Here is a 23,248-nt window from a genome sequence, read left to right as displayed (position 1 = left end):
ATTCAGGATAAAAGAAAAAACCCGTTATGAAAACGGATTTCATTAGTCAAACATATACTTTCTGGTTCGTGATCTGACATTTAAAACAATGCCGATGGCAATCATATAGGTTGCAAGTGAACTTCCCCCGTAGCTGATAAAAGGAAGCGGGAGTCCTGTAATTGGCAGGAGGCCGACGGTCATGCCGACGTTTTGGAAAACCTGAAACGTGATCATACCGATGACTCCTGTGCATAAAAAGCTTCCGAATGGATCGTTGCTCTCAAGTGCAATATGAATCATCCGGTAGATTAGAAGGAAGAAAAGGGAAATCACGATACTGCCGCCGATAAATCCGAATTGTTCAGAGATAATGGCGAAAATAAAGTCTGTATGTCCCTCAGGCAAGTAAACCTCAAGCTGCTGATAGCCTTTTCCGTAAAGCTCACCCGATCCAATTGCAAGAAGAGATTTGATAAGCTGAAATCCGATATCGCTGGAATATTCATAAGGATTAAGCCAGCCATAAACACGATCAAGTTTATAAGAATTGGTGTCTAAAATGTACTTGTTGAAGAAATCCGGAAATGTGAAAAAAATAAATACGCCTATAGCGGCAATTCCGGCACCTGATAAGATAAAGCTGAAGATGATTTTCCATTTAACTCCCGAGACAATAATTAATGAGCCGATTATGGCGCAAAAGACCATTGTCATCCCTGTATCCGGCTGTCTCATCAGCAGGAGTATGGGAGGTGCGGCTGCGGCAAATACTTTACCTAACAGGAGCAGGTCATCTCTGACTGTATTTGTGGCGTATTTTTCCCGGTGGTCTGTAATGATTTTACTAAGGACAATAATCATAAAAATTTTCATCAGTTCCGATGGCTGGAAATTACCGATTCCAGGAAGGGTATACCAGCTTTTTGCACCTTTAATCGGCTCTACAATAGGCGACGGCAGGACTTCAAGCCCCAATAGCAAAACCATCCCAAATCCATATAAATACCATGAGAGCTGTTTGAAGCGGTCAAAATCAATGACCATTGTTCCGATGACTGCGATAATACCGATGATGTACCATCTAAGCTGAAGAAAGGCAAAGTTTATATTCTGCAATTTTTCGGGTAGAGTAGGTTGGGCACTGCTTATCGCAATGGCACTGGTCAGCGCCATTAAAAACATGATAAAAATAAGTGTGTAGTCTAACTGCTGCTGTGGGGATTTATCTGTGTTCATTATGGATCCCTTTCTATTAAAAAACTAATAATGCAATGAATCATATTTTTATTCTCAACCACCAAACAGTGGGGAATAAGCTCCCTGTGAATGAAGTTTCACTTTATCAATCTTAGCGAAAATTGATGAATTTGCAAAGGATTCATTTGTAAAACATCGCAAAACATGCTACCTTATCACAAGGAAAAAACGGCTGTACAGAGCGCAAACGCTAGTGCTGTGCATGTTTTCTGCATATATATATATAATGTATCACAATTTGATGACATTTTGATGTCTTGGCTTTAATATAGGAACGGATTGGGGAAGGAGGAGACTCTGGATGTCAGATGAAAGAGAAAAATTAGAGATTGAAGCTGCGGAACTAGTAACAGCTTTGGAAAACGAAGATCTAGACGGGTTTCGCTCCATGTTTTTGGAGCAGCATCCATATGATCAGGCGAAAATCTTTGTAAAGCTTGAGCAAGAGGAGCGATTGAAGCTTTATCATTATTTGTCTCCTGAAGAAATGGCTGCTCTTTTTGAGAATATTGAAGATGAAGAGTATAATTACGAAATGTATTTATCCGAAATGGATCCGCGTTTTGCATCACAAATGCTTGAGCACATGTACGCGGATGATGCGGTAGACGTGCTTAACGAATTAAACAAAGATCAGGTAGCGAGCTATCTGACCATCATGGATGATGAAGCTGCACAGGAAATTCGTGAACTCCTGCACTACGAAGAATTCACGGCAGGAAGTATCATGACCACGGAATTCATTGCCATCATTGCAAATCAAACAGTCAAATCGGCCATGCATATTTTGAAGCATGAAGCTCCTGACGCTGAAACCATTTACTATCTTTATGTAATCGATGAAGATAAGCATCTAGTGGGCGTTATCTCGCTTCGTGATTTAATAGTCAGCGATGATGATCTCATGATTGGCGAAATTATGAGTGAACGGGTATTTTCCGTATCTGTGGGCGAAGATCAGGAAGATGTAGCAAGAAAAATGAGAGACTATAATTTCCTCGCTCTGCCAGTAGTTGATTTTCAGAATCATCTTTTAGGAATCATAACGGTTGATGATATTGTTGATGTTATCGACGAGGAAGCATCTGATGACTATTCGAAGCTTGCAGCTGTATCTGATGTGGATTCCATAGACAGGGGTCCTCTGTCAGCCGCTAAAAAAAGATTGCCATGGCTTGTGATTCTTTTATTTCTCGGAATGTTAACGGCAAATTTAATAGGACAGTTTGAAGAAACGCTTAATAAAGTGGCCATTCTTGCTGTTTTTATCCCGCTGATTGCCGGTATGGCAGGGAACACTGGTACTCAGGCACTTGCGGTAGCCGTCAGAAGAATAGCGATGGGTGACCTTGAAGAAGGCGGTAATTTTAAAATTATTGCCAGAGAAGCTGGTACAGGGATTATCAATGGTGCCGTGTGCGGAGTTCTAGTAACAGCCGTCGTCTATTTCTGGCAGCATGATTTCTTCCTGGGTCTTTTAGTTGGCATTTCCATTCTTGCAACCCTGATTGTTTCGACAATCGCCGGCGCTTTTGTTCCGCTTGTGATGCATCGGCTGAAAGTTGACCCAGCTGTTGCATCAGGTCCATTTATTACAACGATTAATGATATTATTTCCATTCTTATTTATTTTGGTATGGCTACATTGTTCATGCAATATTTAATCTAGATTCAGTTAGGAGGGAAATACTGTGCATGGAGCTTCCTTTTCATCACTAGTTATCGTACTGTTAGCCGCTTTTGTAACCCCTCTCCTGCTGCATCGCTTTAAAATTAAAGTCATGCCTGTCGTAGTGGCCGAGATTATTATGGGGATCATTATAGGGAAAAGCGGATTCAATCTTGTTCAGGAGGATATGTGGCTTGAAACGCTATCTATGCTCGGTTTTATTTTTCTTATGTTTTTGAGCGGTCTTGAAATTGATTTCACTGCTTTTATCGGTGGACGGAAGAAAGAAAAACTGCCGAGCGGGAAGGAAGCGCCAAATACGTTTGCCGTTTCTTTTCTTGTCTTTGTTGGCATCTTTATCTTGTCTCTGCTCTTATCGTATCTGTTTGTTTTCCTTGGTTTTATTGAAAATGCCTTCTTGATGACGCTGATCATTTCCACCATATCACTCGGAGTGGTGGTCCCTACACTGAAGGATGCAGGCATTATGAAATCGAATATCGGTCAGATTATCTTGCTCGTTGCTGTTATAGCTGACTTAGTGACGATGATTCTGCTTGCCGTGTTTGCATCGATATATGGAGGAGAAAATACAAATACATGGCTGCTTCTGCTGTTATTTGGTGCTGGAATTGCTTTATATTTTCTCGGCAAAACCTTTCAGAGCAGATCATTCATAGAAACGATGTCTAAGGGCACGATTCAAATTGGGACAAGAGCTATTTTCACTCTGATCATTGTCCTTGTTGCCTTATCAGAAACAATCGGGGCAGAAAACATATTAGGAGCGTTTTTAGCGGGTGTTCTAGTCTCACTGCTTTCCCCAAATAAAGAAATGGTTCAGAAAATGGATTCCTTCGGGTACGGATTTTTGATACCGATCTTCTTTGTTATGGTTGGTGTCGATCTTGATGTATGGTCGCTGTTTAAGGATCCAAAAATTTTAATGCTGATCCCATTGCTGTTTATTGCGCTGCTGATCTCTAAAATTGTGCCGATTTATTTACTGAAGAGATGGTATGACACAAAAACAACGCTTGCTTCAGGATTTTTGCTGACATCAACATTATCCCTTGTTATTGCGGCAGCTACCATTGGAGAAAGAGTAAATGTGATTGATGCTCAAATGTCGGGTGCGCTCATTTTAACGGCTGTTCTGACGAGTATTTTTACTCCGATTGGGTTTAAGAAGCTATTCCCTGAACAGCTGTCTTCGCAAAAGAAGCTGAAGGTAGCTTTTATAGGAGCCAATCAAATGACACTTCCAGTGACGCGCGAGTTAAATCCGAAAATGTACGATACAACGGTGTATCATACTCATGTCGATAAAAATGATCAGCAGATCGCTGAATCATTGTTTCAAATTGAGGAGCTTGAAGATTACTCAATCGAGACCCTGCAGTCCCAGGGAGTATTTGAAGCTGATATCCTTATTGCTGCTGCTGGTGATGAGGATACGAATGCTGAAATCGCTCTATTTGCAAAAGAGGTTGAAGTTGGGCGGGTGATTGCCAGCATCTCATCACCGTTATTAGACGAGCAGCTAAGAGCGAAAGACATTGATGTCTTCTCTGTTCTGCTGTCTACTAAAACCCTGCTAAGGGCTCTTATTGAAGCACCTGGCATCATGAAGATTTTGACCAATAACGATTCAGCGCTTTATCAGATAAAAATGAACAACAGACGCTACGATGGCATGGTGCTCCGCAGCTTTCCATTTACAGGCGACGTCATTTTTGTCCGTATTTTCAGGGAAAATGAATCGATTGTGCCGCATGGGGATACAGAGCTGAAACGCGGAGATTTACTGATTCTGACTGGATCTGCTGAATATGTGGATGAGCTCAGACAGGAGCTTGAGTTCCATAAAAGTTGATTATTATGACTTGAAAGTTTCTTTGAACATGGTATGATGTACATGTGAATATTTCTAAAATAATATATGAACGACCGCTAGGGGAGCCCTTTTAGAAGGGCTGAGATTGAAGTTTGCCTTCAAGACCCTCCGAACCTGATCTGGCTAAACCCAGCGTAGGGAAGTGGTGTAAAGGTCTATTTATACACCACTTTTCTATGCGAAAAGTGGTTTTTTGCCGTTTTTATACTAAAAATGAGGAGGAACAAAACATGTCATTTTCAAAAGAATGCCGGGAGTATGCAAATAAATGGTGGGAAGGAAGCTTTGAACATCCTTTTGTAAAAGGGATTGGCGAAGGCAGCCTTTCAAAAGAGAAATTTAAATATTATGTGATGCAGGACTCTTATTACTTAACCCATTTTGCAAAAGTCCAGGCTTTTGCAGGGGCGATGGCCCCTGACTTGCATACAACGTACCGGATGTCCGTTCATTCACAGGGTACCTATGAGGCAGAGCTATCTTTGCATCAGCAATTTTCTGTCCTGCTTGGGATCACGGACACCGAACGGAAGGAATTTAAACCATCGCCGACTGCGTATGCTTACACCTCCCATATGTACCGTTCAGTTGCCACAGGAAATCTTGGTGAAATCATTGCAGCTCTGCTTCCATGCTACTGGCTCTATTATGAAGTCGGGGAGCACCTGAAAGATTGCAAGCCTGGTGATGAAGTTTATGAGAAATGGATTGCGACTTATCACGGTGATTGGTTTAAAGAGCTTGTCCTCGAGCAGGTTGCAAGATTTGACGAGCTTGCTCTGCGTGCAAGCGATCATGAGAGACAAATGATGAAGGAAAACTTCCTCATCAGCTCGATGTATGAATATCGTTTTTGGGATATGGCGGAAAAGATGGAAGCGTGGGATGATACACAAACCATGCTGATGCAAAAGTGAAATTGCATCTTGTCACAGATGGACGGCACACTGCTGCAGAGCTCGTGAAAATCATCTCAGATATACATACAGCTGCAGATGCCATTCATATTAGAGAAAAGAATAAATCGGCTGGAGAACTGATCGACTTGATTGAAGCGCTCCATCAAAATGGGGTGCCAAAATCAAAGCTTGTTATGAATGACCGTGTGGATGCAGCTGTTCTTTCTGGTTTGCACCAGATTCAGCTCCCATCGCACAGCTTCAATGTGAAACTGGTGAAACAGCGCTTCCCGCATCTTTCGGTAGGCTGTTCCGTCCACACTGCTGCTGAAGCAGTATATTGTGCTGAAAATGGGGCAGATCGCCTCCTTTTCGGGCATGTGTTTCAAACATCATCAAAAAATGGTCTAGAAGCAAGAGGGATAAGCAAGCTTACGGAAATAGCGGAATCTGTCAGCATTCCAGTCATTGCAATTGGAGGGATCACTCCTGCTGTCATTCCTGATCTAATAGATTTAAAGATTGAGGGAGCAGCCGTGATGTCCTATGTTTTTTCAGCGGATCAGCCAAATCATGCGGCACTTGAACTTGCTGATCATTTAAAAAGGGGGATGGGCCATTGAAGCCTTTATTTGATGCTGGCATTATCGGCGGAGGAGTCATTGGGCTTGCCTCTGCCTATTATTTAGCGAAATCCGGTCTTCGAGTTGCGGTATTTGAAAGCGGAAAAACAGGCAGCGGAGCATCCAGTGCTGCGGCGGGTATGCTTGGAGCCCATACTGAAACTGAAAAGGATGATGCTTTTTTCAGGTTTGCTAAAGAAAGCCAGGCGCTTTATCCAAAATTAGCTCATGATTTGCTGCTGGAAAGCGGAATTGATATACAGCTTCAATACAATGGAATGTACAAACTGGCAATGTCGGCCGAGGAAGCCGATTCTTTGAAAAAAAGAGCAGAAATAGAAAAGGATGTAGAATGGCATTCCAAAGAAAAAGTCCTAGAATATGAAAAAGACTTAACAGATGCGATTTACGGGGCTCTGAAAATTGAAAAAGATGGAAAGCTTACTCCAGCTGCACTGTGCAAAGCCTTTACAAAAGCCATTCAGCTGATGAGCGGAAAAATCTTTGAAAACACACCAGTATACAAAGTCAGCAGATTTGAAGGCTCACACTATGAAATTGAAACGCCTCAAGATACATTTTTTTGCGAAGCTCTTATACTTGCAAATGGCACATGGAGCAGCCGGCTGATAAAGGATTTCACACGTAATATATCTGTTCATCCTGTTAAGGGAGAATGTTTGTCTGTGACACTGAAAGATAGAAAACTATCGTCTACTGTTTTTCATGAAAGCTGTTATCTTGTGCCAAAGCTTGACGGAACTATAGTTATTGGGGCAACGATGAAAGAAGGAACCTGGAATACTGAGCCTTCCGTACAAGGAATCGCTGCTCTCATGAAAAAAGCAGTTACAATTATGCCGGCAATTGAAAATGCCTGTTTTCATCGTGCATGGGCCGGATTAAGGCCGGGAACAGCCGACGGCAAGCCATTTATTTTCAAGCATCAGGGCATACCGAATCTCTTTGTGGCAACAGGGCATTTCCGAAATGGCATCCTCCTCGCTCCCAAAACAGGTGAAATGATCAGAGATTTATTTTTTAATAGACCGGCAGCTGATGAATACGTTCATGCTTTTAGAATGGACCGTGCAGATGGGGTGAAACTATGAACATCAAAGTGAATGGCAGCATGATCGATATGCAGTCTTCTGTGCGGACCGTTCAAGATTTGCTTGCTTTTTATGAGGTGAGCAAAAGAATCGTCATTGTGGAACATAATTCAGAAATAATAGACAAAAAAGAATACGCGAAAACAGTTATTAATGATGGGGATGTTTTTGAAATTGTTCATTTTGTAGGAGGAGGATAATTTATGTTAACGATTGCGGGAAAAACCTTTCAATCAAGACTGCTGCTTGGAACGGGAAAGTATCCCTCTTTTGACATTCAAAAAGAAGCGGTAAAAGCGGCTGAAGCTGATATTTTAACATTTGCGGTGAGAAGAATGAATATTTTTGAACCGTCTCAGCCTAATTTTCTGGAGCAGCTTGATCTTTCGCGCTACACGCTGCTGCCGAACACAGCTGGTGCGAAAACGGCTGAAGAAGCTGTCAGAATCGCAAAACTCGCTAAGGCTTCAGGGTTATGTGATATGATTAAGGTAGAAGTTATCGGGTGCGCGAAAACATTGCTTCCCGATCCTGTTGAAACCTTAAAAGCAAGTGAGGAGCTTGTCAAGGAAGGATTTATTGTACTTCCTTATACGTCTGATGATGTCGTGCTTGCGAGGAGACTTGAAGAAGCAGGCGTTCATGCGATTATGCCAGGCGCGTCTCCAATCGGTTCAGGACAGGGCATTATCAATCCTTTGAATCTATCATTTATTATCGAACAAACGAATCTGCCGGTTATTGTGGATGCAGGGATTGGATCAGCTGCAGATGCTGCAAAAGCGATGGAGCTTGGAGCGGATGGTGTGCTGTTAAACACTGCTGTTTCAGCTGCAGGCAATCCGGTCAAAATGGCAACGGCGATGAAGCTTGCCATTGAAGCAGGAAGATTAAGCTTTGAGGCAGGCAGAATACCAGTAAAAACCTATGCATCTGCAAGCAGCCCGGAAGAAGGAATGATTACATCCTAAATGGAACGGTACTCTAGGCAAATCTTATTCTCTCCAATAGGAGAAACAGGACAGCAGAACATTCGAAATGGTCATGTGTTAATCATCGGCGCTGGAGCTCTTGGGACAGCAAATGCAGAAATGCTTGTTCGTGCGGGTGTCGGCACACTAACGATTGTGGACCGTGATTACGTCGAATGGAGCAATTTGCAGCGCCAGCAGCTTTACACTGAAGAAGATGCGGTTTTGCGTCTTCCTAAAGCTGCTGCTGCAAAACAAAGACTTTCAAAGATTAATCATGAAGTGGAAGTCCATGCGGTCATTGAAGATGTAACAGCTGATAATATTTTTGCATTCAGTCAGCATGCAGACGTTATTGTAGATGCAACGGATAACTTTGAAACTCGTCTTGTTATAAATGATGCAGCGCTTAAGCAGGGCATTCCGTGGATCTACGGGGCATGTGTCGGAAGCTACGGCCTCACTTATACAATCATACCGGGGCTCTCGCCATGTTTGAATTGCCTTTTAAAGCAAATTCCAATGGAAGGCCAGACATGCGATACAGTTGGCATTATTAGTCCGGCGGTCCAAATGGTTGCCTCTTATCAAACAGGGGAAGTACTGAAATTGTTAACCGGGGCCTCGGATCAGGTAAGAAAAGAATTGCTTTCTTTTGATGTTTGGAGAAATCAATTTTCACAAATAAAAGTGCATGCACTAAAAGATGAAGCCTGTCCATCATGCGGGGACTCTGCCGTTTATCCATTTTTATCACGCAGCAACAGTGTGAAAATGTCGGTTCTCTGCGGCAGAGATACGGTTCAAATCAGGCCGGCAGTCTCTAAAGAAATGAACTTTAAGGAGCTTGCAAAAGCACTTGGAAGAGCGGTAACAGAAATCACTGCAAATCCGTATTTACTTTCATTTCAGACAGAACATCAGAGGATTGTCGTATTCCGTGACGGCCGTGCCCTGATTCATGGAACAAAAGACATGGCTGAAGCCAAGAAGATTTATCAGCGATATTTGGGGTAACAAGCCTGTAAGAATACAAGAAAAGAAACTGGCCATGCTTTGGCCAGTTTTTTCTGTAAAAGGACATAGATTTATTGGATTTCTTTCTAATTTTAGACTAGCATGGATTTAACCATTATTTTAAATAGATTGAAGGTAGATTATGTGTCTAATAAATCAAAGAACTTAGCCGGAATATCACTTGCTGTTATGGGAGCAGGGTTTGCTGCATCGATCCCTTTTCAGGGAACTGTCGCTGGTGAATTTATGCAGGGAGGATTTGAAGCAGGGCTTGTCGGCGGATTAGCAGACTGGTTTGCTGTTACAGCTTTGTTCAGACACCCATTCGGCTTGCCTATCCCTCACACCGCGTTACTGCCTAAAAATCGAAACAGGATGATTAGGGCACTTGTTAACACAATCGAAAATGACTGGCTGTCAAAAGAAAGCATTCAAACGAAATTATCACAAATAAATCTGACAGAAAAGCTGCTGCCTATTCTTGAAAAAGAGGTACATTCCAATTCTTTCAAAAAAACAATGAAATCGTTCATTATCCAAATGATTGAAAGTGCTGATTTGGGAAAGCTTGCTCCCCTTGTTCAGAAGCAGCTGAAAGGTTATTTAACGTCAGATGAAGTATTAAAGATGCTTAAAGCTCTCATTCATCAGGTTCTTGAACGGAAATATGATGAAAAGAGCCTGGATTATTTCCTTTTAAAATTAGAGGAATGGGCATCAAGACGTGATCAACGGGAGGAGTTTGGCAGATTTGCGATGAAGGCCATTGATAATGGACAAGCTGATGGTTTTTTGCAATTTGCCATAAAATCCTTCCGGAATATTGTAAATGAAGAAAAACTCGGAAAGATTCTTCAGGATATTATCCTGAATGTTATTTTCGGTTTGAGGAATCCTGAGAGTGAATATCGTAAGGCCATCCTTGGTCGCGTTCGAAAAGAATTGCTCGGCATTCAGGAAAATCATGCTTTATTAGAGGAAATAGACCGTTTGATTTTAGAGTGGGACCCTTCAGAAAATCTGATGATAATCTTAAAGAAAACGCAAGTAAAAGCTTTAGAGATCATTGAAGAAGGTTCATTTATGGACGATTATCTTATGCCTTTTGCTGATCAATTAATCGGAAAAATAAGTGCTGATAAAGAAAAAACAGATGCAATCGAGAACAAAATACAGGAACAAATTACTCTTTTTATTGAAAAAAATCATTCGAAAATCGGTAAACTGGTCGAAGAGAATTTAAACAAACTTGATGATGAGAAATTAATTGATATGATAGAAAATAATGTAGGGAAAGATTTACAGTGGATCCGTGTGAACGGTGCAGTGTGCGGATTTTTCATCGGAATCGTTTTGACGGGACTTAAAATGCTCTTTTAATTTGCTGAAATGATCCAGGTTCATTCATGAAATCCAGCAGCGGTCTAGAAAAACAGCAAATAGCATGCTATACTTATAACCAGGTACTAATAACATGTATTAATTAGGAGGATTCCAAATGAATTTATCATTAGCTGGACGCAATGTAGTCGTAATGGGCGTCGCAAACAAACGAAGCATTGCCTGGGGAATTGCCCGTTCTCTTCATACGGCAGGAGCGCGTCTTATTTTTACATATGCAGGTGAACGCCTTGAAAAATCAGTGCGTGATTTAGTTGAAACACTTGACCGCAATGATTCGATTGTCCTTCCTTGTGATGTAACAAATGATGCTGAAATTGACACTTGTTTTGAAGCGATTAAAAATGAAGTAGGTGTTATTCATGGAATTGCACATTGCATCGCGTTTGCACATAAGGAAGAATTGAGCGGAGAATACATGAATACAACCCGCGACGGATTTTTGCTTGCTCACAATATCAGCTCTTATTCACTGACAGCTGTGGCAAAAGCTGCAAGAGGCTTGATGACAGAGGGCGGAAGCATTGTGACACTCACATATCTTGGCGGAGAAAGAGTCCTTCCTAACTACAACGTTATGGGAGTTGCGAAGGCATCACTTGATGCAAGTGTGAGATACTTGGCAAGCGATTTAGGAAAAGACGGCATTCGCGTGAATTCAATTTCTGCCGGCCCAATCCGTACGCTTTCTGCTAAAGGAATCAGCGATTTTAACTCCATTCTGAAAGATATCGAAGAACGCGCACCGCTGCGCCGTACAACAACTCCTGAAGAAGTAGGGGATACAGCACTTTTCTTGTTCAGCGACCTTGCAAGAGGGATGACTGGAGAAAATCTTCATGTAGACTCCGGATATCATATTTTAGGTTAATCAAAGCAAGCCCCCTCTTATAACATGTTCCGGTTTGAGGGAGAAACAGCAAAATACAGAAGAAAACGGGTACAAAATTGCACAGCAATTTGTATCCGTTTTTTTGTTGTTTCAGGATATCATCCGCATTCTATGAGTACCCAAAACTAGTTTTATCCTTAACCATTTCCACTGACATACTACCTTCAATTTAAAGAGAATTTACTGTTTTTCTCCTCCTAAACGGGACCTTTTAGTCCTTTTAAATGAGGCGGTTTTTTTATTCCTGAAACAAATAAGTTTTTGCTTGTCGATGCTGCGTCTTCTAGTCTGATAAAATATCGATAAGGAATAAATCCTAATCATAAGGAGGATTGATTATTGCATGAGTGAATTTCAAGATCAAGTCACTGTAAATGCACCGCTTGACAAAGTATTCAAATTTGCCGCTGACGTTGAAAATGCCCCTCTGTTTATGCAAAATGTGACGAAAGTAGAGAAGCTGACGGATGGACCTGTTCAAGCAGGCACGAAATACAGAGAAACCCGTGAAATAAGGGGAAGAGAGGCTTCAGCGGTTATTGAATTTATTGAGTATGTTCAGAGCGCAAAGTACTCAGTTAAAAGTGAAATGAAAGGGATGGAAGCCATCTATCATTACACGTTTTCTGCATCAGGAAATCAGACGACAATCCGTTTTGTATGTGAAATCAATGCGAAAAAATTCACAATGAAACTCATTAAGCCGGTATTTGTGAAGATTATGAAAAAAGAAGATGGAGATCATCTTCAGCATTTAAAAAAAGCATTGGAAGCTCAGGCTGCAGATGATAAAAAAGGACAGTGACCAATTATGGGGTTAACATTTAAACTGGCAGCTTCAGACGAATTAGAAGAAATTTACGAATTAGCAGGAGAAAACCGCAGGGAAGCAACCAATCACGTTTCAGACGATAATAAGGAAAAAATGATTGAAGCCTATGAACATTCCGCAAAATATCAAGCTTATTTTGTTTGCTTGATGGACGGCAGCACAATGCTTGGCTGGATTATGATTGATAAAGCATTCGATTTCTTGACGGGAGATGAAATTGGCTGGATTAATGATCTATATGTAAAAGTGCCATACAGAGGCAAGGGATACTCCAAGTTATTGATGGAGGAAGCAATAAAAGAATTCAAAAAAAACGGGTACAGCGATGTTAGGCTGAATGTGTATGCACATAACCTAAAAGCGATGAAACTATATGAACAAATGGGATTCAAAGACGTCAGCAAATTTATGAAAGTATCACTTTAACACACTCATCATAAAACGGATCTCCCCGCATATACTTCTTTGTAGAGCATGAACATGAGGAGGGACGTCTGTGAAAAAGCATCAATCTGTTAAAAATCCTCCGCTGCTGTATATCGTTCAGCCGGAATTGGAACCTGTTTTAACTTCTATGCAAAAAACATATGTCTTAAGAAAAGATCTGCCGGCAGAAACAGCAGCGGTACATGAAGAGCCAGTATTGAGCGAGGAAGTGAAAGCTGAGTCTGCAGTGCTGAAAGAAAAAAGGCTGACAAAGCCTCTGCATTCGTTTAACGATCTTACAAATAAAGAGAAAATTGAACTGCTTCTAAATTTACCTGAGAGACTCTCCAGTTTAAATTGCAGCATCAGTACAAATGTAAAGACTCATATTGGAAAAGTAACAGAATATAAAGATGAGTGTGTTTTGATTAATGGTGAGAAGATTCCGTTATACGAGATTCAGGCTATCACTTTAAAAGATTTATAAAAGAACCCCGGTTTTCCGGGGTTCTTTTTTGTTCTCAAAAGATCTTTTTTCTGTCTCTTTCTTCTTTTAAAATTTCTACTGCTTCTCTAAACCTCTGAGAATGCACGATTTCCCGTTCCCTTAGAAATCTGAGAGAATCATTTAAATCAGGATCATCAGACATATCAATAATCCATTGATAGGTAGCACGGGCTTTTTCTTCTGCTGCAATATCTTCGTATAAATCAGCAATAGGATCTCCTTTTGCCTGTATATATGAAGCAGTAAAAGGAACTCCAGCAGCATTTTGGTAAAACAATGCGCTGTCATGATTTACGTAATGATCTCCAATACCTGCTTCTTTCAATTGCTGGGGGGTTGCATCTTTTGTTAATTTATAAATCATTGTCGCAATCATTTCAAGATGGGCGAATTCCTCCGTTCCAATATCTGTAAGAAGCCCGACGACTTTATCAGGAATGGTATAGCGCTGATTCAAATAACGCAATGCAGCAGCAAGCTCACCGTCCGCTCCTCCATATTGTTCAATTAAAAATTTGGCCAAAGTAGGGTTGCATGTACTGACTCTTACAGGGTATTGCAGCTTTTTATCATATGTCCACATTCTGATCCTCTCCTTTCGTCATACTTGCCATGGCCATGGACCGCTTTTCCATGTCCAGTATTCACCTGAAGGATTAGGACTTCCTTGACTGAGAGGTCCAAATTGAGATTCGAACGTACGTTTGATTTGTCTGCAATATTGTGCATACTGGTTATATTGGGAGATAGCCTGAGCATCATCAGGATGCGTGTCTAAATATAAGGTTAGTTCGACAAGAACAAAATCAACCGCCTGGATTTCCTCTAACTTCTGATAGTATTCTGGCGGAAGTGTTTTAGCCATCTTTAGCTTCCTCCTTTTTTATATGGATTTTCATAATAATCATAAAAAACAGGCCATAATGTACCTTTTTTTAAGGCTTCATATGGGGAGAATTGAGGAAGATTGGGCGGCTGAAATCCCAGATATAAGTTTGGGGGAGTCGAGTAGTATTTTTTGCCGATCGGCGGACAGGGATCGAATTGGCTGTGAAAAGGAATATAGGTTTTAACAGCGGAGAAAGATTCCTGATTATTCATTTTCAAACACCTCACATTATTTTTTAGTCTCTTACGAATGTATTCATTTAGAATTAAAATAATGAATAACTTGAATGATATGGATTTGTACCAAGAATGATGGTTTAACTCAACATGATACGGTCTTTTTCAAAAAAAAAAGATGACAGCAGCCAGCAGCTGAAATCATCTTTTGATTGGCTTTATGAATTAATTAAGCTGTTTAAATGTGCTTCTTTGATTCTTTCATACTGGAAAGCCTGAGCAAGCTCTTCTGGGAACATATCTGTTTTTCTGACGAACTTTTCCCGAGCAATATCATACATTTCATAAGGGAAAAGCATATCGATATACATCACTTCTTTTTGTTCAGACGTTAAAGGATTGACACTTTCATAAGCATTCATCATTAATTGGAATCTTGATTCATCCCACACTCCTGTAGTATCAAGTAAAGGTATAATCATTTTTCGCAGGTCGCGGATAGGAAGATCATAAGAGACCGTATCTAAGTCGATGACCCAAATCTTGCCGTCATTCCCAAGCACAGTATTTCCTGCGCCATAATCCTGATGGCAAAGGGTTGGATTTGCAGACTGTTCTTCAATCCAAGGGACATACTTTGAATTCATCAGGCGGTCAAGGGTTTGGCGCCCCTGTTCGATGAAATAGTCAATTTCCTGCAGATACAATTGAGAGAACGGGTTATCTGGAGTATTTTGGGCGATAACTTTCCATGACTCCATTTGCTGACATCTTTTAATATAGTGATTTGGCCAGCGTCCGAGCTTTTTAAACACAGGAATGCCTTCTGGCGGATGATAACCTTCAGACCAAAGATGGAATTCCGCCAGGCCTTTCATAACCACTTCCAGATCCGGATCCACTGCTAAATCAAATACGCCGCCTTCAATCCAGTCATAAAGAACGAATAAAAAAGGACCTTGTTTTGTAAAGAGATCGTTTTGTTTATTGCGGATGATTCCCGGTACTCTGCCGCCTTTTTCGGCTAAGTAATTCTGTGCATTAATGGAGAATAATGCTTTCTTCTCAGGACGGTGTATCCGCTTTAAACAGACCGGTCCATTGCTCGTGTGAATTTTCCATACGAGTGCCATTTGACCGCCTTGAATGACTTCAATCCGGTCAACCTGAACGTCCCAGCTCCCAATAATGTATTCCGCAAGCTTAACAAGTTTGGCTTCTTCTTCAGGAGAGAGAACGTATACTTCTTCTTCTTTCTCTTCCTTACGATCCTCTTTTTTCATTTTAGCTTCTTTAAGGATTTTTTCAGTAAATGGATCAAGTGCTGCGATAAAATCATCAGTTGTTTTTTGTTTTTCTTTTCTTGCTTTTGCCTCAGGTGACATCGGTTTCTTTTTCTTTTTTTCCTTCTTTGCTTTTGGCGCATTAAGCTCAGCAGAGACAGTGTTTTCTTTCTCTGCTGCTGTTTCTTTTTCTATTCTTTTTGCTGATGATTCTTCAAATGCTTTTTTGACCAGCTTTTGTTCGGTCGCCGCTTCAGATAAAAATTTGACCGAAGCCTTTTTTTTCTTTGATTTGTTCTTGTTTTTTTGGGGCTTTTTTGAGCTTAGCACGACTTGTTCAGCTGAATCTGTTTCTATTGTTTGCTTTGGTGCTTCTATTGTTTGATTAGGTGCATTGTCTGCAGCTTTTTTTTGATCAATAAGTGAAAAAATATTTACCGTATCCTTTGCTGAATCATGAAAGGATCCTGTGTTTGCGTTTTCTTCCAATATGGTCACCATCCCATCCTTTTACTTCATAGATTATGAGAAAAGGTTGTTTTTTGTCCTAGGATAATTGCAGCCGTCTGAAAAAAGATTAAAAAATAATCAAATCGCCTTTTTTGAAAATGTTACATGAAGAAAAGCACATACTCCCTGTTTTTTCGTATTTTAAGATAAGGGCTTACTAGACGAATGGAGGTAACGTATGAAGATTGCATTAATAGCGACTGAAAAACTTCCTGTTCCCGCAATAAAAGGAGGAGCAATCCAGATCTACCTGGATTCCATTGCCCCTCTTATTGCACAAAAACATGAAGTGACAATCCTTTCAATTCAGCATCCAGATCTACCAGAAAAAGAAACGAGAAATGGTGTTCATTATATACGTTTTGCACAAAGCGAATATCTGTCTTTTCTAGGGGAGCATTTAAAAAACACAAAGTACGATGTGGTTCACCTGTGCAACAGACCAGCCTGGATTCCAGCACTGCATGCCCAGTCCCCGAATACGAAATGGATTTTAAGTGTTCACAATGAGATGTTCGCCGTTGAAAAAATGACGGATGAAGAGGGCAGAGCCTGTATTACAGCTGTCGCTCAAATCGTAACGGTCAGCGATTATATTGGCCGTACCATTACAGACAGATTCCCTGAGGCAAAAGGGAAGGTAAGAACCGTTTATTCTGGTGTAGACCTGCAGACTTATTTTCCGGACTGGACGCAGGAAGGCAGAAGGCTCAAAGAAAGAGTGCGTTCTGAATTAAATCTGAAGAATCAGAAAATCATTTTATTTGTAGGACGTTTAAGTAAAGTAAAGGGACCTCATATCCTCTTGCAGGCAATGCCTAAGATCCTTGAAAAACATCCTGATACTGTCATGGTTTTCATCGGCTCAAAATGGTTTGGCGACAATGAAGTCAACAACTATGTCAGACATTTATATACACTCGGGGCCATGTATCCTGAAAATGTTCAATTCATTCAGTTTGTTCAGCCGAAAAACATACCAACTCTATATGCCATGTCAGACATTTTTGTATGTTCATCGCAATGGCAGGAACCGCTGGCACGCGTTCATTACGAAGCTATGGCCTGCGGTCTTCCAATCATTACAAGCAACCGCGGAGGAAATCCGGAAGTCATTGATGAAGGCAGAAACGGTAAGGTTGTCAATAATTTTGAAGAACCTCTTGCTTATGCTGAAGCCATAAACTCCCTGCTTGACAGCTCTGGAAAACGTAATGAAATGGGAAGATACGGAAGATCAAAAGCAGAGCGTGAATTCAGCTGGAACACAGTAGCCGGGAATTTACTTAGAGTTTATGAAAATGGAAGATAGAGAGGGTGAAACATCTTGGATACAGAACTAAACAATCATGAGCTCCAAATGAATATCCTAAACTTGTACCCTTTTGATATACAGTCGATAACCCTTTTAACCAACAAAAGCGGGCGTACGACTTGGAAAGTAGAGACGGGTCAGGGTGTGAAAATTTTAAAGAGAGTTGTCATGAAGCCTGCAAGGATGCTGCTGATTGCAGAAGGGCATGAGCATCTGCAGGACAATGGTCTGCCAATTGCAGGCATACATCGTACAAAAGCAGGGGCAATCTGTGTCGGAGCTGATAATTCAGCATATGTCCTGTATGATCTGCAAGAAGGAAAAGAAGTTCTCTATTATGATAAAAGACAAATGCTCCAAATCATGGAGTTCATTGGAAAATTCCATCAAACCTCAGCTGGCTATATGCCGGATGAAATGAGCAAAAAAAGAAGCCGCCTCGGCAAATGGCATAAATTATTCAGATGGAAGCTGCAGGAACTTGAAGGAAATAAAATGCTCGCTTTAAAATCGGATAAAGAAAACAATCTTCCAGCTCCGGCTGTCATCGAACCTGATGCAGAACAAACGTGGCTGCAGGATCCCTTCGCAAAAATGGTGATTGAATCAATTGATGAAATGATTCTCCGCGGCAAGCAGGCTCTTGCGGAACTCGATGAAGGCCATTATGAGAAATGGTCTCTTGAATGCCTAGAATCGGGAATGTTTTGCCAGCAGGACTTTACGCTTGCCCGTTTTATTGAGACGGAAGATGGCCTTGCAATGAAAGAACTGCATTCCATTACATCTGATTTGCCATCCAGGGATTTGAGAGTGATTTTAAATAAGGTTTTGAAAAAAATGTCAGTCTGGGATTCTGAGCTGGTCATTGAGTTATTAAGAACGTATGACAAGACGAATCCTCTTACGAAAGATCAGTACAGGGTTTTATGGACAGATTTGAAGTTTCCTCATTTATACTGTTCGATCGTTCATAAGTATTTCCTCGGTCAAAAAACATCCTGGTCAGATGAGAAATATATATGGGCCCTGCAGAACATTATTTCTGTTGAGCAGTCAAAGCATGAATTCTTAACTGATTTCGATGGGTTATATTCGAAAATTAAAGCATAAAGGAGGGTGAGCAAGATGAGTACGAATCACTCAGAATTCAGTGAAATTCCAAAAGTGGAACTAGTGAACTTTTCATTTTCTCCTCCTGGTCCGATGGGATGGAGCTCAGCTGAATATGAAACGATGCTTGAAGATCCAGAGACTTTCTTGTCAAAGTATAAAATACGGCATGCAGAGCCTGCAAATGGAAATGTAGAGCTGATTGAATTGCCATTAAAAAAACGGAAGCCTCAAGAAGCAATTATGAGTGTTGAGCCAATAAACGAAGTGATGCAAGAGACCGTTCAATCTTTAAGCCAAGAGGCTGCAGCTGAGATGACGAAAACAGAGGAACAGGAGACTGCTGTTAAGGCTGAAGATTTGCTCCCTGCAGCTAGCCATGTGACTGAATATGCGCAGGAGTCTGCTGTTAAAGCTGAAGATATGTTACCAGCAGTTAGTCATGTGACTGAACAAGGACAGGAGCCAGCTGTTAAAGCTGAAGATATGTTCCCAGCAGCTGGCCTTGTAACTGAACAAGCGCAGGAGCCTGCTGCTTCAGACCAATCATTAAGCGACTCAGTGAAGTTTACGGGAAGCAGAGCAAAACAAGTATACAGCTACGATAAATTAATCGATTTATTTAATCAAAGTGATCAGGGTTCAAATCAATCAAGCAAAAACCAAGAACAATCGGGTCTTCGCTTTACCTCATCAAGAAGAAAATCAAAATCAGGGCCTTCAGCGCGAAAAAACAAAGTTTTGTTTTTAGGTTGAAGGTTAGTAGTTCGGATATCAGCTTGCTGATATCTCAGAGTGTAGACAAACCCCTTTTCCAGAGAAATTATTGAAGAAGAAAGGGGTTTTTGTTTCTTAAATTTTGCATATATTGATATCTATTCAAAAAAATCATACTATATCTTGAACCTCATCTAGATAAAGAAAATAGCTGCCGACTTTGTCGACAGCCTGGGATATCAGCTTGCTGATATCTTTTTTTATTATAGGCCGAATCAGGATGCCGAAAATTAAAAGAACCAGCCATTCAGCCGGTTCTTTTAAGCGTTAATATAAATTTGTTCCAGTTTTCTTGCTGTCTTTATAAATGAAAAATTCTTTTCAGCATAGCGCCGTCCATTTGTCCCTAGAGATGCAGAAAGAGTGCTGTTCGTAAGGAAGTATGAGATGCGTGCTGCAAATGCCTCCGGCTGATCATACTCTTTGATCACATAGCCATTCATATCATTGATGATTACTTCTGCATTTCCCCCGCGATCAGTGGTGATAATCGGCAGACCGGCTGCCATGGCCTCGTAATGAATTCTCGCCAAAGGTTCATGCCACTGCGAGCTGCATACGAGCATATCTCCCATCAGAAGTACTTTTGGTATTTCTTCAGAAGGTATATATTTTGTAAAAAGGATATGTTTTTTTAAAGGCTCTGATTCATCGTATAAGTACTGAACATATTCATTTATTCCATTTTCACTGAACCATTTTCCTCCGACAATGACTAAAACGGCGTCAGGGTGCTCTTTAATGACTTCCTCCATTGCTCTTATTAAAAGGTGGGGCCCTTTAGTCCGGCTTAATCTGCCGATAAAAAGGATCACTTTTTTATTTTGCAGTCCGTACTTATTCCTCCATAAATCCTTAATTTTGATGCCTTTAGGAGACCCGCTGGGATAAAACTTTGAAAAATCAACGCCAGAGTATACAACATGAGTTTTTTCTTCTGCCTCCGGATAGCGGACGGTGACAGTGCGTTTAATGTATTCACTCACTGTTGTGATTGCATCGCAGTCTTGAATGGCTGTCAATGCCTGATTGGGTTTTAGTTTTCTCGTTGAGAACATATCGTTATGCAGGCTGAGAATCAGTTTGCTGTCAGGGGAAGCCTGTTTATATCTCCAAATTTCGTTCGGGCGATTAAAAACATGAATATGTGTAAAAGATTTTCCCTTTAGATCACGTGCTGTCTCCTCATGAAAGGATGACCTTGGAAAACGAATATACACAATGCCGTTCTCCGTATTTTCAGCAGGGAGAAGAGGGTCTGTAATCGAATAAATTGTGACGCTGTACTTTTGGCTGAAATAAGGGGAGATGCCGTCCAGCATAAGCTGAATGGCACCTCCTTTCACAGCTGGTGCGGGCAGTTTTTCCGTGCAGATAAAAGCGAGATTCATGGCGATTCTCCTTTTAAAATGACCTTCATATAGTCAAATTCTTTTATAAGCCCTTCGCGAAGGGAAATATCAGGTGAATAGCCTAATACCTTCGCTGCGTGAGAGATATCTGCATGAGTGTGCTTCGGTTCGCCGGTAGCTGCATCTAAATACCGTATGACAGCTTTCTTGCCTGCAATTTTTTCAATTTCACTTATGATTTCATGAATGGCTGCTCTTTCCTTTCCGCCGATGTTAAAAATTTTTCCGATGGTATTCTCTGCGTTCATGACAGCAGCTGTTCCCTTAACGCAATCATCAATGTACGTAAAATCACGGGATTGAGTGCCGTCTCCAAATAAAGTGAGCGGCTGATCCGTTAGAATTTGATTAAAGAAGCGGTGAAATGCCATGTCTGGCCGCTGTCTTGGACCATACACGGTAAAATAACGCAAAATCGTAACAGGAACTTCAAAGTTCTGATGATAAACGGAGCATAAATGCTCACCTGCAAGCTTTGTTACCCCATAAGGCGAGAGCGGATCGGGCATCGCATCCTCAGGCACCATTCCATGTTTGTATCCATAAATAGACGAGGTGGAAGCATAGATGAACTTTTTGAGACTTACTACAGACTTAGCAGCTTCCAATAAACGCTGTGTAGCAAGGATATTATTTTCAGTATAAGGAAAAAAGTCCTTTCCCCAGCTTGCTCTTACTCCTGGAATACCTGCAAGGTGATAGACGATATCTGCTTTTTGCAGAAGGTCGGCACAGTCAATATTCATGATTGATTTTTTAATAAGCTTAAAGCGAGGATGCGGGAGCAGTTTAGATATGTTTAAATCTTTCAAAGAGCCTGGTGTGGGACCGATAAAACAATCAATCCCGATAACCGTATTTTCTTCCTGTTCCAGCAGCTTTTCGCATAAGTGAGAGCCAATAAATCCAGCGCATCCTGTTACAACGATTCTCATAGACGGCCAACTCCAATATAATCTAAATCAGCTTCCCTGATGAGAACAGGATTAAGACAATTTCTTGCATCGATCACTGCTCTGCCTTTCATATTACGCCGTATCTGCTTCCAGTCGAGGCCGATGATTTGCTTCCAATCCGTTGCGACAACAATTAGATCTGCATCCAGTATAGCTTCATCAGGAGTCTCAGTCTGCTCAACCATACTGAGCTCTTTTGGCAAAGCAGCTTTGGGATCATAAGCAGACACTGTACATCCATATTCATGCAGTTTTTTAATGAATGCAACAGCTGGGGATTCCCGGATATCATCTGTATTTGGTTTAAAAGCAATACCGAGTACGGCAATTTTCATAGAGGACAGAGCCGGAAACATGGCTTTTATTTTTTCAAAATAGACGTTGATTTGTGTGGCATTTACAGATTGAACAGCATCCAGTATGAGCGGCTGCAGCCCGTTATCTTTAGCAGTAAAGCTTAACGCTTTTAAGTCTTTTGGAAAACAGGAGCCTCCGTACCCAATACCTGCCTGCAAAAAAGAATGGCCAATTCGCGCATCTAGACCGATCCCTTTAGCAACATGTGTTACATCCGCGCCAAATAGTTCACAAACTCGGGCGATTTCATTGATAAAACTGATTTTAGCAGCTAAAAATGCATTAGAAGCATATTTAATCAATTCTGCTCCAGCATAATTTGTTACGATGATGGGTGCTTCAATTCCTTTATATAGTTCATTTAATTTACCAAGTAAATCCTCGTTTTCTTCCGCTAAGCCATAAACAATCCGATCAGGAAACCTCATATCATGAAGAGCTGATCCTTCCCTCAAAAATTCCGGATTTGATACAAGGTCAAATAGGGAAGGCTGATATCCTTTTTCTTTCAGCAATTCCAGGATTGAGGCATTTGTACCCGGAGGAACTGTACTTTTTATCATGATTATTTTATAGGAAGCGAGATGGTCCATCACATCAATCATCGCTTTATAAAGAAAGCTTAAATTAGAGCTGCCATCCGGTAAGGACGGTGTTCCTACTGCCATAATAATGATTTCTGTATTGCTTATACCTGATGAAAGATCGTCAGTAAAGCGGAGCCTGCTTTTATTTTTCTGGACGCAATCTTCTAAATCAGGTTCAAAAATTGGAATAGAGCCGTTTTGCAACGATGCAATCTTATTAGTGTCTTGATCGATGCATGTAACGTGATGACCAAGATCTGAGAGAACTGCTGCAGTTGTTAAGCCAACATAGCCAGCGCCAATCACGCAAACATTCATAGTAGAAACCCCTTTCTAAACACCACCTCTCATAGCCTATTATGAAACAAGCATGAAAGGTTACAGCAG

Annotated in this window: 24 protein-coding genes and 1 riboswitch; of the genes, 16 read left to right on the top strand and 8 right to left on the bottom strand. The window is 41.0% G+C overall.

Annotated elements, in window-relative coordinates:
• Positions 1-42: 42 nt before the first annotated feature.
• Positions 43-1,218 (bottom strand): FtsW/RodA/SpoVE family cell cycle protein, encoded by a 1,176-nt coding sequence (locus QFZ72_RS23210; protein ID WP_307438199.1) that lies wholly within the window; start codon positions 1,216-1,218, stop codon positions 43-45.
• Between the two features lie 322 nt (positions 1,219-1,540).
• Between QFZ72_RS23210 and mgtE the strand changes: the two genes are divergently transcribed.
• The 13 genes from mgtE to QFZ72_RS23145 all read left to right on the top strand — a co-directional run bounded on the left by mgtE (position 1,541) and on the right by QFZ72_RS23145 (position 13,465).
• Positions 1,541-2,908, top strand: coding sequence for a magnesium transporter (gene mgtE, locus QFZ72_RS23205; protein WP_307438197.1), 1,368 nt, complete (start codon positions 1,541-1,543; stop codon positions 2,906-2,908).
• A 22-nt stretch (positions 2,909-2,930) separates the two neighbouring features.
• The gene (locus tag QFZ72_RS23200; RefSeq protein ID WP_307438194.1) at positions 2,931-4,784 is read left to right on the top strand and encodes a monovalent cation:proton antiporter family protein; all 1,854 of its coding nucleotides are present in this window, start codon (positions 2,931-2,933) and stop codon (positions 4,782-4,784) included.
• A 69-nt stretch (positions 4,785-4,853) separates the two neighbouring features.
• Positions 4,854-4,963: riboswitch (TPP riboswitch) on the top strand.
• Positions 4,964-5,035: 72 nt separating this feature from the next.
• On the top strand, positions 5,036-5,722 hold the full coding sequence (gene tenA / locus QFZ72_RS23195) for a thiaminase II (protein WP_307438192.1): 687 nt from the start codon (positions 5,036-5,038) through the stop codon (positions 5,720-5,722).
• Positions 5,719-6,327, top strand: a complete 609-nt coding sequence (gene tenI / locus QFZ72_RS23190; protein ID WP_307438190.1) for a thiazole tautomerase TenI — start codon at positions 5,719-5,721, stop codon at positions 6,325-6,327. The genes tenA and tenI overlap by 4 nt, the downstream gene beginning before the upstream one ends.
• On the top strand, positions 6,324-7,439 hold the full coding sequence (gene thiO / locus QFZ72_RS23185; RefSeq protein ID WP_307438187.1) for a glycine oxidase ThiO: 1,116 nt from the start codon (positions 6,324-6,326) through the stop codon (positions 7,437-7,439). The genes tenI and thiO overlap by 4 nt, the downstream gene beginning before the upstream one ends.
• Positions 7,436-7,639: a sulfur carrier protein ThiS gene (gene thiS / locus QFZ72_RS23180; RefSeq protein ID WP_307438185.1), complete on the top strand. Its 204-nt coding sequence runs from the start codon at positions 7,436-7,438 to the stop codon at positions 7,637-7,639. The genes thiO and thiS overlap by 4 nt, the downstream gene beginning before the upstream one ends.
• A 3-nt stretch (positions 7,640-7,642) precedes the next feature.
• Positions 7,643-8,410, top strand: coding sequence for a thiazole synthase (locus tag QFZ72_RS23175; protein WP_307438183.1), 768 nt, complete (start codon positions 7,643-7,645; stop codon positions 8,408-8,410).
• On the top strand, positions 8,411-9,427 hold the full coding sequence (locus QFZ72_RS23170; protein WP_307438181.1) for a thiazole biosynthesis adenylyltransferase ThiF: 1,017 nt from the start codon (positions 8,411-8,413) through the stop codon (positions 9,425-9,427). It begins immediately after the preceding gene.
• A gap of 144 nt (positions 9,428-9,571) precedes the next feature.
• Entirely contained in the window at positions 9,572-10,807 is a 1,236-nt protein-coding gene (locus tag QFZ72_RS23165) for a DUF445 domain-containing protein (protein ID WP_307438179.1), read from the top strand.
• Between the two features lie 118 nt (positions 10,808-10,925).
• Positions 10,926-11,699, top strand: a complete 774-nt coding sequence (fabI, locus tag QFZ72_RS23160) for an enoyl-ACP reductase FabI (RefSeq protein WP_252204084.1) — start codon at positions 10,926-10,928, stop codon at positions 11,697-11,699.
• A 364-nt stretch (positions 11,700-12,063) separates the two neighbouring features.
• On the top strand, positions 12,064-12,525 hold the full coding sequence (locus QFZ72_RS23155; protein ID WP_307438176.1) for an SRPBCC family protein: 462 nt from the start codon (positions 12,064-12,066) through the stop codon (positions 12,523-12,525).
• Between the two features lie 6 nt (positions 12,526-12,531).
• Complete coding sequence (locus QFZ72_RS23150; protein WP_307438175.1) at positions 12,532-12,978, top strand: GNAT family N-acetyltransferase; 447 nt, start codon at positions 12,532-12,534, stop codon at positions 12,976-12,978.
• Between the two features lie 70 nt (positions 12,979-13,048).
• Entirely contained in the window at positions 13,049-13,465 is a 417-nt protein-coding gene (locus tag QFZ72_RS23145) for a CotO family spore coat protein (RefSeq protein ID WP_307438173.1), read from the top strand.
• A 34-nt stretch (positions 13,466-13,499) separates the two neighbouring features.
• Here the strand turns inward: QFZ72_RS23145 and cotJC are convergent, their stop codons facing one another.
• The 4 genes from cotJC to QFZ72_RS23125 form a co-directional block, all read right to left on the bottom strand.
• On the bottom strand, positions 13,500-14,069 hold the full coding sequence (gene cotJC, locus QFZ72_RS23140) for a spore coat protein CotJC (protein ID WP_307438171.1): 570 nt from the start codon (positions 14,067-14,069) through the stop codon (positions 13,500-13,502).
• 18 nt (positions 14,070-14,087) lie between these two features.
• Positions 14,088-14,351, bottom strand: a complete 264-nt coding sequence (locus QFZ72_RS23135) for a spore coat protein CotJB (RefSeq protein WP_307438168.1) — start codon at positions 14,349-14,351, stop codon at positions 14,088-14,090.
• Positions 14,352-14,353: 2 nt separating this feature from the next.
• Positions 14,354-14,587, bottom strand: coding sequence for a spore coat associated protein CotJA (locus QFZ72_RS23130; protein WP_307438166.1), 234 nt, complete (start codon positions 14,585-14,587; stop codon positions 14,354-14,356).
• A 182-nt stretch (positions 14,588-14,769) separates the two neighbouring features.
• A complete protein-coding gene (locus tag QFZ72_RS23125) occupies positions 14,770-15,834 on the bottom strand; it encodes a spore coat kinase CotI (RefSeq protein WP_307439955.1) in 1,065 nt (354 codons plus the stop codon).
• A 688-nt stretch (positions 15,835-16,522) separates the two neighbouring features.
• Here QFZ72_RS23125 and QFZ72_RS23120 point away from each other — a divergent pair.
• Genes QFZ72_RS23120 through QFZ72_RS23110 form a run of 3 tightly spaced genes read left to right on the top strand, consistent with a single transcriptional unit; the run spans position 16,523 to position 19,528 of the window.
• Positions 16,523-17,656 carry a glycosyltransferase family 4 protein gene (locus QFZ72_RS23120; protein WP_307438164.1) on the top strand — a complete coding sequence of 378 codons (1,134 nt, stop codon included), beginning with the start codon at positions 16,523-16,525 and terminating at the stop codon, positions 17,654-17,656.
• 48 nt (positions 17,657-17,704) lie between these two features.
• Positions 17,705-18,772 (top strand): CotS family spore coat protein, encoded by a 1,068-nt coding sequence (locus QFZ72_RS23115; RefSeq protein ID WP_307439954.1) that lies wholly within the window; start codon positions 17,705-17,707, stop codon positions 18,770-18,772.
• Positions 18,773-18,787: 15 nt separating this feature from the next.
• A complete protein-coding gene (locus tag QFZ72_RS23110) occupies positions 18,788-19,528 on the top strand; it encodes a hypothetical protein (RefSeq protein WP_307438162.1) in 741 nt (246 codons plus the stop codon).
• Positions 19,529-19,809: 281 nt separating this feature from the next.
• Here the strand turns inward: QFZ72_RS23110 and QFZ72_RS23105 are convergent, their stop codons facing one another.
• Genes QFZ72_RS23105 through QFZ72_RS23095 form a run of 3 tightly spaced genes read right to left on the bottom strand, consistent with a single transcriptional unit; the run spans position 19,810 to position 23,179 of the window.
• Positions 19,810-20,940, bottom strand: a complete 1,131-nt coding sequence (locus QFZ72_RS23105; protein ID WP_307438161.1) for a glycosyltransferase family 4 protein — start codon at positions 20,938-20,940, stop codon at positions 19,810-19,812.
• Complete coding sequence (locus QFZ72_RS23100) at positions 20,937-21,896, bottom strand: NAD-dependent epimerase/dehydratase family protein (RefSeq protein ID WP_307438159.1); 960 nt, start codon at positions 21,894-21,896, stop codon at positions 20,937-20,939. The genes QFZ72_RS23105 and QFZ72_RS23100 overlap by 4 nt, the downstream gene beginning before the upstream one ends.
• Positions 21,893-23,179 (bottom strand): UDP-glucose dehydrogenase family protein, encoded by a 1,287-nt coding sequence (locus QFZ72_RS23095; RefSeq protein WP_483862258.1) that lies wholly within the window; start codon positions 23,177-23,179, stop codon positions 21,893-21,895. Before QFZ72_RS23095 ends, QFZ72_RS23100 begins: the two co-directional genes overlap by 4 nt.
• Positions 23,180-23,248 lie beyond the last annotated feature (69 nt).

It is taken from the genome of Bacillus sp. V2I10, assembly GCF_030817055.1.
GTDB lineage: Bacteria > Bacillota > Bacilli > Bacillales > Bacillaceae > Bacillus_P.
This window is presented reverse-complemented; position numbering and strand designations above follow the sequence as displayed.